An 11,114-nucleotide genomic window follows, 5' to 3' on the forward strand; every position below is an offset into this window, starting at 1 on the left:
GCTTTCCGCGGAGGCCGGGCCCCGGTCGTTTTTACGGTGGGCGTGCGCCGTCCGTCACACCGACGCGGGCAGCTTTCCGGACAGCCAGCTCGTCAGCGTTCGTACGTAGGTCGCCGTCAGGTGGCTGCCGTTGCGGTACACCACCACGCTGCCGATGACCGCCGGGCACTCGCCGTCCCGGCAGAGCATCCGGGTCGGGTCGATCACCGACGCGCCGTCGACCTCCTGCGCCGCCACCTCGCCGATCTGCTCGAAGCCCAGCGCGTCGTCCTCGGCCGTCGCGCAGTCCGCCAGCGAGTTCATCGCCCCGGAGACACAGGTCGGCACGTCCTTGTCGGGATGCGGGTTGTCGGCGAACGTCAGCACCTGCGCGCCCGTCGCGGTCAGCCGCCGCATCGTGTCCGCGTAGGCGTCCTCGGTCTCCTCCGCGCTCGCCGTCTCGCCGAGCCGCCGCCCGTCGCTCATCACCGTGTTGGTCGCCCGCGCACCGGTCACCACCAGCGCGGGACCCTCGTCCTCGATCCGTTGCAGCGCCCGCTCCCGCCAGGTGTCGCACTCGGTGTACGCCCGCTTCAGCTGGGACGCCCACAGGGTGACCTCGGCCGGCGAGCACGAGGACTTGGTCAGGATTTCGAGCCGCCAGCCGCGTTGCTCCGCGACGGTCCGCAGCGCCGGTGCCCACTGGATCGCGTGCGAGTCGCCGTACAGCACCACCGTTGTGTCCGACGCGGTGTCCCCGTACACGCAGCCCGCGGCCAGGGACGCGTCGAGCAGGTCCACCAGACAGCCGTCGTCGTGCGCCATGTCCACGTCGTCGTCTGCCGTCTCCGGCAACGGGCGCACCGCGTCCGCGCTCTGCTGGAGATCCGTGTCGCCCGCCGTGAGTACCGCCGCGCCCGGCGCGTCCGCCGGATCGGCCAGCCGGGAGCTAGGCACCGCCGACCAGGAGACCGCCCCGCACAGCACCGCGCACGCCGTGCACACCGCGCCCAGCGCGAGGCCGGAGCGGTGGGTACGCCCGCGCTGCACCGCTCGCGCGGGTGCGTGCCGGAAACGGTTCTCCACGAAACGGTGCGTCAGCGCGGCCGGTATCCAGGACAGGGCCACCGCGAGCAGGGCCACCGACAGCGGCAGTTCGCCCAGCCACACGGTGACGAAGGCCAGGAACGGCCAGTGCCACAGGTACCAGGAGTACGAGATCCGGCCGATGCAGCGGATCGGCGGGAGGGAGAGGAGTCGGCTGACGGGGGTGTTCGCCGCGGCGGCTCCGGCGGCGACGACGGCGGCCGTGCCGAGCACCGGGAGCAGGGCGCCCGGGCCCGGGAACGCCGTGCCGTCGTCGTACAGCAGCGCGGCGGCGGTGACTCCGGCGGCCCCCGCGAGGCCCGCCGCGGCGGCCGCCCGCCGTGGCATCCGGCGCCACCAGGTCGCGGGTACCAGTGCGAGGAGCGCGCCCGCCGCGAGTTCCCAGTAGCGCGTCCCGGTGGAGAAGTACGCGGCCCCGGCCGCCTCGCGGGTCTGGTGCAGCGCATACCAGAAGGAGAGGGCGGCGGTCACGGTGAGCACCCCCGCCAGCCACGGGCGGACGTCCCGGCCCCTACGCCGGCAGCACCACGCCACCGCGATCAGCAGCAGCGGCCACACCAGGTAGAACTGCTCCTCGACCGCCAGCGACCAGAAGTGCTGGACCGGGCTGGCCGCGCTGTCCAGCGCCGAGTAGTCGACCGCCTCGCCCGCCAGCCGCCAGTTCACCGCGTACAGCGCCGCCGCGACGACGTCCAGGAAGATCGTCCGGCGGCCCGCGGGGGAGACCAGGAGCCAGGCCGCCAGTACGACCGCGGCCAGCACCGCGAGCGCCGACGGCAGCAGGCGGCGCGCCCGGCGGGCGTAGAAACCGGCGAGCGACACCCGGCCGTCGCGGCCCAGCTCCCGTACCAGCAGCCCGGTGATGAGGTAGCCCGAGATCACGAAGAAGACGTCGACACCGACGTAGCCGCCGGGCAGCAGGGGCACCCCCGCGTGGTAGAGCAGCACGAGGCCGATGGCCAGCGCCCGCAGCCCCTCGATATCGGGCCGGAACCCGGCGCCCGGCCGACTCCCGCCCGGCCGCCCCGCGGCGCCACTGAGACGACTCCCGCCCGGCCGACTCCCGCCCGGGTGACTTCCGTCCGGGTGGCTTCCGTGGGGGCGACTCCCGTCCGGCTGACTGCCATTCGGCCGACTTTCGTCCGGACGGCTTTCGTCCGGGCAACTGCGGTCCGGGTGGCCCGTGCCGGGGTGGGTGCCGTGCGGCCGGCTTCCGTCGGGGTGGCCCGTGCCGGGGTGGGTGCCGTGCGGCCGGCTTCCGTCGGGGTGGCCCGTGCCGGGGTGGGTGCCGTGCGGCCGGCTGTCGTCGGGGTGGCCCGTGCCGAGATGGGTCCCGTCCGGCACATTTCCGTCCGGGCGGCTCCCACCCGGTCCGGTCCCACCCGGTCCGCTTCCACCCGGTCCGCTTCCGTCCGGTCCGCTTCCGTCCGGTCCGCTTCCGTCCGGGGGGCCCGCGCCGGGGTGGGTGCCGTCCGAAGGGCTTCCGTTCCGGTGGCTTCCGGCTGGCCGACTGCCGATCAGTCCGGCCGAGCCTCGGCCGCTGCCGACCAGTCCGGCCGAGCCTCGGCTGCTGCCGATCGGTCCGCTCGCGCCCAGGGCACTGTCGACCGGCCCGCTCGCGCCCGGGTTATCGCCGGTCGGCCCGCCCGAGCCCGGGGCAGCACTGTCCGGCTCGCCCCCGCCTGGCGCAACGGGCGGCATCACCTCCTCCGCCGCGTGCGCGTCCGGCACTCCGACAGCGGCAGCCACACCCCCTCCGGGCGCCGTGCCGTTCCTTCTTCCTCCCGCGTTCCGGCCCTCGAACATCCCCCTTCGCTATCACCGGTATCTGTGCGTCACACGTGACACACCTGTGTCCCCGTCCGGTGGCCGCTGCCGGAGGCGGGTCCGGTGCCCGGTGCGGGCCGCCCTCTCACGGCGGCCCGCATCCGCACCCGTATCGCGAGTCCTCCGCCTCACTGCGGCCCGTACTTGCGGCCCGTCTTCGACGTGATCCCGCCGAGCAGCGAGCGCGGGGCCAGCTTCGCCAGGCCGAGCAGGGCCTTGTAGCGCGGGTCCGGGATGGAGAGGGACTTGCCCCGGGCGAGGTCCGCGAGTCCGGCCGCGACCACCTTGTCCGCGTCGAGCCACATCCAGTTCGGGATGTTGTCCGTGCCCATCCCGGCCCGCTGGTGGAACTCGGTGCGCACGAAGCCCGGGGCCAGCGCCATCAGCCGTACGCCGCTGCCCGCCAGGTCCTTCGCCGCGCCCTGGGTGAACTGCACGACCCACGCCTTGGACGCGCCGTACGTGCCGCGCGGTACGAAGGCGGCGACCGAGGCCACGTTGACGACGCCGCCCCGGCCGCGCTCGCGCATGGCCTCGACGGCCGCCGACGTCAGCCGGAGCACCGCCTCGCAGTGCACCTTGAGCATGGTCAGCTCGTCGGTCATCGGCACTTCGAGGAAGCGTCCCTTGTTGCCGAAACCGGCGTTGTTGACCAGCAGGTCGACGGCGTGCCTGCGGTCCGAGAGGCGGTCGGCGACCGTCTCGATGCCGTCGTCCGCCGACAGGTCCGCCGTCAGCACCTCCGCCTCGATGCCGTGCCGGTCGTGCAGCTCGGTCGCCTGCTCGCGCAGCCGCTTGGTGTCGCGGGCCACCAGGACGAGGTTGTGGCCGTCCGCCGCGAGGCGTCGCGCGAACGCGGCGCCGATCCCCGAGGTGGAGCCCGTAATCAAAGCCGTTGTCATGGCGCAAGGTTAGTGACCGGTGCTGTGCCGCCAGCGCCCTGCCGGAGCCCCGCGTACGCGCACCTCGCGTGCGCCGCGGGGCTGCCCGGGGCGCACGCGGGACGCGGGTCGGGCGGCCCCGCGGGACAGCCGTCGCGAAGGGCACCGGGGCGGCTCGCGCCACGCGGCTCAGGCCACGGAAGTGCCGTACTTCTCCACGTACTTGCGGGCGGTCTCCAGCTCCCCCGGGTGCAGTGTGTCCGCCGCCGCGAGCAGCCGCGGCAGCAGCTCGCGCTCGGTGGTCACGGCGCGGAACGAGAGGGCCACCGTGATGTCGTGGTCCGGCCGGTGCACGATGCGGACCGGGTCGCCCGCCCGGATGTCGCCGGGCCGAATCACTCTCAGGTAAGCGCCCGGCGCGCCCTTCTGGGTGAAGCGTCTGACCCAGCCCTTCTCCCCGAGGTGCCCCTGGAAGGTGCGGCACGGGATCCGCCCGCTGGTGACTTCGAGGACCACGTCGGGGCCCACCTGCCAGCGCTCGCCGATCAGGGCGCCGGACACGTCGATGCCCTGGGTGGTGAGATTCTCCCCGAAGACGCCGTTCACCAGGGGGCGGCCCAGCTCGCGCTCCCACGCGTCGAGGTCCTCGCGCGCGACCGCGTAGACCGCCTGGTCGTCGCCGCCGTGGTGCCGGGTGTCGCACACCGCGTCCCCGGCCAGTCCGCTGCCTCCGACACCCTTCGGCCCCGGCGCCGCCACCCGCACCGGACCCTCCACGGGCCGCTTGTCCATCCCCGTCACGCCCTCCGGCTGGTCCGTGTACTCGACGGCCCGCGCCCGCCCCAGATTCAGCGACAACACCTTCATCACGACCTCCATGACGACCACGCTAAGTGATCGGCGGGCAAAGCGTCGACGTAATATTCGCCTCTCGCCCCAAGATTCACTTATGCTTGAAGGGTGATCGAGGCCCGCCATCTCCGCGTTCTGCGTGCCGTCGCCGCCACCGGTTCCTTCTCGGCGGCCGGCCGCGAGCTGGGCTGCACCCAGCCCGCCGTCAGCCAGCAGATGAAAGCGCTGGAGTCCTCCGTCGGCACGCCGCTGCTGATCCGCACCGGCCGTGAGATGCGGCTCACCCAGGCCGGCGAGGCCCTCGTCCGGCACGCCTCCGGCATCCTCGCGGGGCTGACCGCCGCCGAGGAGGAGATCGCCGCGATCGCCGGTCTGCGGGCGGGCCGCGTCCGCCTCGTCTCCTTCCCCAGCGGCAGTTCCACGCTGGTGCCGACCGCCCTCGCCGCCCTGCGCGCCGCCCACCCGGGCACCCGTGTCTCCCTGGAGGAGGCCGAACCGCCGCGCTCCGTGGAGATGCTCCGCGAGGGCGACTGCGACATCGCGCTCGCCTTCCGCTACGAGACCGCGGCCGTGGTGGAGGAGTGGCCCGACCTGGTGGTGCGGCCGCTGCTGACGGACCGGCTCGTGGGCCTGGTCCCGGAGGGGCACCGGCTGGGCGCGGCCGGCTCGGTCGCCATCGGCGAACTGGCCGACGAGCCGTGGATCGCGGGCTGCCCGCGCTGCCGGGGACAGCTCGTCGAGGTCTGTGAGGGCGCCGGTTTTGTACCCCGGATCGACTTCGCCACCGACGACTATCCGGCCGTGATGGGCCTGGTCGGCGCGGGCCTCGGCGTCGCCGTCCTGCCGGAGCTGGCCGTGGAGTCCGTACGTCCCAAGGGCGTGCGCACCCTGGCGGTGGAGCCGGCGGTGCGGCGGGAGATCGTCGCCCTGACGCTGCCGGACCTCGCCCAGGTCCCGGCGGTGGCGGCGACACTCGATCAGCTGGCCGTGGCGGCCGCTCGCTGAACCCGGCGGGGACGGTCAGGTCCCGCAGCCGAGAACGCGGCAGAAACGTTCCTTCTGACTCACGGTCAGTCGTCCGGTTGATGCTGCGCCCCACCGTTCGCCTGCTGTGCAGATGCGACAGGAGTCGACACGGCAGGCGCGGCAGGCGCGGCAGGCGCCGACACAGCAGGTGTGGCAGGCGCGGCGGGCGCGGCGGGCGCCGTCGTGACCAGCCGATTCCTCGCCCGCCCCATCAGTTCCTCGCGCTCGTCCTCGGTCAGGCCGCCCCACACCCCGTACGGCTCGCGCACGGCGAGCGCGTGCGCCGCGCACTGGGCGCGGACCGGGCACCGCATGCAGACCTCTTTGGCCGAGTTCTCACGGGCACTGCGTGCCGCACCCCGCTCGCCCTCCGGGTGGAAGAAGAGCGAGCTGTCCACCCCGCGGCAGGCCGCGAGGAGCTGCCAGTCCCATAGGTCCGCGTTCGGACCGGGAAGGCGGGAGAAATCTGCCATTGCGTGTCCCCTTGAGGCCGTTCCGGGCTGCTAGGTGCCGATCGACGGTTCGACGGTACATCTACTATCTAAGGAGATGAAAATATGACTCATAGGAAATCTAGTAGTAGACACCTAGAAAGGGGAAGAAAACGGGCTAAACGGGGCATGGGTTGTGATGAAAGATTGTGGGTCCGCCGCGCATGTCTCCAACGTGTCCGCGCCCTCACGTAGAGTGCCGAAGACGGTGACCGGGCCCGTAACTCTTTCGAGTGACCGTCGTTGAGAGTGCGGAGGCGGTTGAAACAAGAAGCGCTCGGGCAGGCGTCCGGGACGGTCGACCGCACAGGTGACGATTTCGTACCAGCCTGGAGGCTCAAGGTGACGCGCATCAGCTGCGGAGGGCGGCCATGACATCCGTCCTCGTCTGCGACGACTCCCCGCTTGCCCGAGAGGCGCTCCGCCGCGCGGTTGCGACCGTGCCCGGCGTCGAGCGCGTGACGACGGCGGCCAACGGCGAGGAAGTCCTCCGCCGCTGGGGCGCCGACCGCTCGGACCTGATTCTGATGGACGTACGCATGCCCGGCCTGGGCGGCGTGGAGACCGTCCGGCGGCTGCTGTCCGCAGATCCCGGCGCCCGCATCATCATGCTCACCGTCGCCGAGGACCTGGACGGCGTGGCCCTGGCGGTCGCCGCCGGTGCCCGCGGCTATCTGCACAAGGACGCCTCGCGCGCCGAGCTGCGCGCCACCGTCACACAGGCCCTGGCCGACCCGACCTGGCGGCTCGCCCCGCGCCGGCTGCGCTCGGCGGAGATGGGCGCGGCCCCGACGCTCACCGCGCGTGAGATCCAGGTCCTGGAGGGCATGAGCCACGGCCGCTCCAACGCGGAGATCGGCCGGGAGCTCTTCCTCTCCGAGGACACCGTCAAAACGCACGCCCGGCGGCTGTTCAAGAAGCTCGGCGCCTCGGACCGCGCGCACGCCGTGGCGCTCGGTTTCCGGTGGGGCCTGGTTCGCTAGGTGGGCCTCCGCGGGATGGCGATCCCCACCGGCCGTACGGTGCCTCCCGCCCGCCGCACGGCGGGCGGGGCCGGGCCGCCGGGACCGGGCTCCTCGGCGTCCGATCCCCGTTTCCCGGCGGATGCCGCATCCTTGAGGTGTGGAGTTCCTCGGGGACGAGTCGGGCGAGCGGAAGGGGAGGGCGCAGGAGATGAGTTCCGGCGCACCTGCTCATAACGCTTCGGTGCACAACTACGGACGCGGTGCCACGGATCGTACGACGCCGGGGCACCATGGACCGATGCGTGACGACGAGCCGGTTTATGCCCAGGGGGCAATCGGCGCGCTCGTCCACCGCGCGGTCGACGGCGACGAGCAGGCGACGCACGATCTGCTCGCGCACGTACACCCTCTCGCGCTGCGTTACTGCCGCACCCGCCTGTCGCGGCTGCCCGGTGACGCGCGCCACTTCGTCGAAGACCTGGCGCAGGAGGTCTGCGTAGCGGTCCTCCTGGCACTACCGCGCTACAAGGACACCGGGCGCCCCTTCGAAGCCTTCGTCTTCGCGATCGCGGCCCACAAGGTCGCCGACCTCCAGCGCGCCGCGATGCGGCACCCCGGCTCCACGGCCGTGCCCTCGGACGAGATGCCCGAGCGCCCCGACGACTCGCTCGGCCCCGAGGAGCGGGCACTGCTCAGCAGCGACGCCGAGTGGGCCAAGAAACTCCTGGCGAACCTCCCGGAGAACCAGCGCGAGCTGCTCCTCCTCCGCATCGCCGTAGGCCTGACCGCCGAGGAGACCGGCCAGATGCTGGGCATGTCCCCAGGAGCCGTACGAGTAGCCCAACACCGAGCCCTGAGCCGCCTACGCGCACTGGCGGAGCAGTAGCCGGCAGCACCGACGGCCGGGCGCCGGCCCACCACCTCCCGCACCCGCGTATGCACGGCCCCGACCACCGCGCTTCGGCGACGGACGAGGCACCGCGCCCGACGCACGAGGCACCGGACGGGACCCGGGTGAACAACGAGGCACCCCGGACCGTACGAAGCTACGAAGACGGGAGGTGCCAGGAGCCGTGGAATGAGACGGTCGCGCTTCCCGTTAGCATGGACATCCGCACCGATCAAGGCCATATGGAGAAGGTGTCATGACTGCCAACGTCGACGGAGTGCCCGCCAAATTCGCGACACTCGGGCTGACCTACGACGACGTGCTGCTGCTGCCGGGCGCCTCCGAGGTGCTCCCGAACGCGGTCGACACCTCGTCCCGCATCTCCCGCAACGTCCGGGTCAACATCCCGCTGCTCTCCGCGGCGATGGACAAGGTCACCGAGTCCCGGATGGCGATCGCGATGGCCCGCCAGGGCGGCGTCGGCGTGCTGCACCGCAACCTCTCCATCGAGGACCAGGTCAACCAGGTCGACCTGGTCAAGCGCTCCGAGTCCGGCATGGTCACCGACCCGATCACCGTGCACCCGGACGCCACCCTCGCCGAGGCCGACGCGCTGTGCGCGAAGTTCCGCATCAGCGGCGTGCCCGTCACCGACGGTGCCGGCAAGCTGCTCGGCATCGTCACCAACCGGGACATGGCCTTCGAGACCGACCGGACGCGCCAGGTGCGCGAGGTCATGACCCCGATGCCGCTGGTCACCGGCAAGGTGGGCATCTCCGGCGCGGACGCCATGCAGCTCCTGCGCCGCCACAAGATCGAGAAGCTCCCGCTGGTCGACGAGGCGGGCGTCCTCAAGGGCCTCATCACGGTCAAGGACTTCGTCAAGGCCGAGCAGTACCCGAACGCGGCCAAGGACGCCGAGGGCCGGCTGCTCGTGGGTGCGGCCGTCGGCGCCAGCCCGGAGGCGCTGGAGCGCGCCCAGGCGCTGGCCGAGGCCGGTGTGGACTTCCTGGTCGTCGACACCTCGCACGGCCACAACAGCAACGCGCTGAGCTGGATGTCGAAGATCAAGTCGAGCGTCGCGGTCGACGTGATCGGCGGCAACGTGGCCACGCGCGATGGCGCCCAGGCCCTGATCGACGCCGGTGTGGACGGCATCAAGGTGGGCGTGGGCCCCGGCTCGATCTGTACCACCCGAGTGGTCGCCGGCATCGGCGTCCCGCAGGTCACCGCCATCTACGAGGCGTCCCTCGCGGCCCGTGCCGCCGGCGTTCCGCTGATCGGCGACGGCGGCCTTCAGTACTCCGGCGACATCGGCAAGGCGCTCGCCGCCGGCGCCGACACGGTGATGCTGGGCAGCCTGCTCGCGGGCTGCGAGGAGTCGCCGGGCGAGCTGCAATTCATCAACGGCAAGCAGTTCAAGTCGTACCGGGGCATGGGTTCGCTGGGCGCCATGCAGTCCCGCGGCCAGGCGAAGTCGTACTCCAAGGACCGCTACTTCCAGGGCGAGGTCGCCTCCGACGACAAGCTCGTGCCCGAGGGCATCGAGGGCCAGGTGCCCTACCGCGGCCCGCTGGCCAACGTGCTGCACCAGCTCGTCGGCGGTCTGCGCCAGACCATGGGCTACGTGGGCGCCGCCACCATCGAGGAGATGGAGTCCAAGGGCCGGTTCGTGCGGATCACCTCCGCGGGGCTCAAGGAGAGCCACCCGCACGACATCCAGATGACGGTCGAGGCCCCGAACTACAGCCGCAGCAAGTAGCCGCCGGGCCCGTAAGGGTCTGCCGCGGATCCTGCCGAGGGTCTTCTCAGGGGCGGCTCCGGGACCATCCGGGGCCGCCCTCGCCGTACCCGTCGGCGATACTGGAGACGCTGCAACGCATCAGGGAAAGGCCACACACGTGACTGAGATCGAGATCGGGCGCGGCAAGCGCGGCCGCCGGGCATACGCGTTCGACGACATCGCCGTCGTCCCCAGCCGCCGTACCCGGGACCCGAAGGAGGTCTCGATCGCCTGGCAGATCGACGCCTACCGCTTCGAGCTGCCGTTCCTGGCCGCCCCCATGGACTCGGTCGTCTCCCCGGCCACGGCGATCCGCATCGGCGAGCTGGGCGGCCTGGGCGTGCTCAACCTCGAGGGCCTGTGGACGCGGTACGAGGACCCGCAGCCGCTGCTCGACGAGGTCGTGGGCCTGGACGCGGAGACGGCCACCCGCCGCCTCCAGGAGATCTACGCGGCGCCGATCAAGGAGGAGCTGATCGGGCAGCGCATCAAGGAGGTGCGCGACTCGGGCGTGGTCACCGCCGCCGCGCTCTCCCCGCAGCGCACCGCGCAGTTCTCCAAGGCCGTCGTGGACGCGGGCGTCGACATCTTCGTCATCCGCGGTACGACGGTGTCGGCCGAGCACGTGTCGGGTGCCGCCGAGCCGCTGAACCTGAAGCAGTTCATCTACGAGCTCGACGTGCCGGTGATCGTCGGCGGCTGCGCGACGTACACGGCCGCCCTGCACCTGATGCGTACCGGCGCGGCCGGTGTGCTCGTCGGTTTCGGCGGCGGCGCCGCGCACACCACGCGCAACGTGCTGGGCATCCAGGTCCCGATGGCGACGGCGGTGGCGGACGTCGCCGCGGCCCGCCGGGACTACATGGACGAGTCCGGCGGCCGGTACGTGCACGTCATCGCGGACGGCGGCGTCGGCTGGTCCGGCGACCTGCCGAAGGCGATCGCCTGCGGGGCCGACTCGGTGATGATGGGCTCCCCGCTGGCGCGCGCGACCGACGCGCCGGGCAAGGGCAACCACTGGGGCATGGAGGCGGTGAACGAGGAGCTGCCGCGCGGCAAGAAGGTCGACCTCGGCACCGTCGGCACCATCGAGGAGATTCTTACGGGCCCCTCGCACATCCCGGACGGCTCCATGAACATCTTCGGCGCCCTGCGCCGTGCCATGGCCACCACCGGCTACAGCGAGCTCAAGGAGTTCCAGCGCGTCGAGGTCACGGTCGCGGACTCGCAGCACAAGCGCTGAGACGAGTACGCGGAGAGAGGGGCCCGGGCCCCGGGGGGGGGCCCGGGCCCGGGGGGTTGGGGGGGCCCCGC

The 11,114-nt window shown here is 72.3% G+C and carries 9 protein-coding genes; 5 read left to right on the plus strand and 4 right to left on the minus strand.

Features of this window, described 5'->3' with window-relative positions:
* Window positions 1-54 precede the first annotated feature (54 nt).
* The 3 genes from ACFV6E_RS42330 to ACFV6E_RS42340 form a co-directional block, all read right to left on the minus strand.
* Window positions 55-2,892, minus strand: a complete 2,838-nt coding sequence (locus ACFV6E_RS42330; RefSeq protein ID WP_385469075.1) for an SGNH hydrolase domain-containing protein — start codon at window positions 2,890-2,892, stop codon at window positions 55-57.
* 149 nt (window positions 2,893-3,041) lie between these two features.
* Window positions 3,042-3,815, minus strand: a complete 774-nt coding sequence (locus ACFV6E_RS42335) for an SDR family NAD(P)-dependent oxidoreductase (RefSeq protein WP_385162663.1) — start codon at window positions 3,813-3,815, stop codon at window positions 3,042-3,044.
* 168 nt (window positions 3,816-3,983) lie between these two features.
* Window positions 3,984-4,661, minus strand: coding sequence for an MOSC domain-containing protein (locus tag ACFV6E_RS42340; protein ID WP_385469081.1), 678 nt, complete (start codon window positions 4,659-4,661; stop codon window positions 3,984-3,986).
* Window positions 4,662-4,754: 93 nt separating this feature from the next.
* On the opposite strand from ACFV6E_RS42340, the gene ACFV6E_RS42345 reads away from it, so the two are divergent.
* Window positions 4,755-5,651, plus strand: coding sequence for a LysR family transcriptional regulator (locus tag ACFV6E_RS42345; RefSeq protein WP_385469078.1), 897 nt, complete (start codon window positions 4,755-4,757; stop codon window positions 5,649-5,651).
* Between the two features lie 65 nt (window positions 5,652-5,716).
* On the opposite strand, the gene ACFV6E_RS42350 is transcribed toward ACFV6E_RS42345, so the two are convergent.
* Window positions 5,717-6,145, minus strand: coding sequence for a WhiB family transcriptional regulator (locus ACFV6E_RS42350; RefSeq protein ID WP_385162668.1), 429 nt, complete (start codon window positions 6,143-6,145; stop codon window positions 5,717-5,719).
* A 389-nt stretch (window positions 6,146-6,534) separates the two neighbouring features.
* Here ACFV6E_RS42350 and ACFV6E_RS42355 point away from each other — a divergent pair, with 389 nt between their 5' ends.
* From ACFV6E_RS42355 to ACFV6E_RS42370, 4 genes are all read left to right on the plus strand, one after another.
* Window positions 6,535-7,146: a response regulator transcription factor gene (locus tag ACFV6E_RS42355; protein WP_003948568.1), complete on the plus strand. Its 612-nt coding sequence runs from the start codon at window positions 6,535-6,537 to the stop codon at window positions 7,144-7,146.
* Window positions 7,147-7,426: 280 nt separating this feature from the next.
* Window positions 7,427-8,014 (plus strand): sigma-70 family RNA polymerase sigma factor, encoded by a 588-nt coding sequence (locus ACFV6E_RS42360; RefSeq protein ID WP_385162670.1) that lies wholly within the window; start codon window positions 7,427-7,429, stop codon window positions 8,012-8,014.
* Between the two features lie 259 nt (window positions 8,015-8,273).
* A complete protein-coding gene (guaB, locus tag ACFV6E_RS42365) occupies window positions 8,274-9,779 on the plus strand; it encodes an IMP dehydrogenase (protein WP_385162672.1) in 1,506 nt (501 codons plus the stop codon).
* 139 nt (window positions 9,780-9,918) lie between these two features.
* On the plus strand, window positions 9,919-11,043 hold the full coding sequence (locus ACFV6E_RS42370) for a GuaB3 family IMP dehydrogenase-related protein (protein WP_385162674.1): 1,125 nt from the start codon (window positions 9,919-9,921) through the stop codon (window positions 11,041-11,043).
* Window positions 11,044-11,114 lie beyond the last annotated feature (71 nt).

The sequence above is a fragment of the Streptomyces sp. NPDC059785 genome, from assembly GCF_042732375.1.
GTDB lineage: Bacteria > Actinomycetota > Actinomycetes > Streptomycetales > Streptomycetaceae > Streptomyces.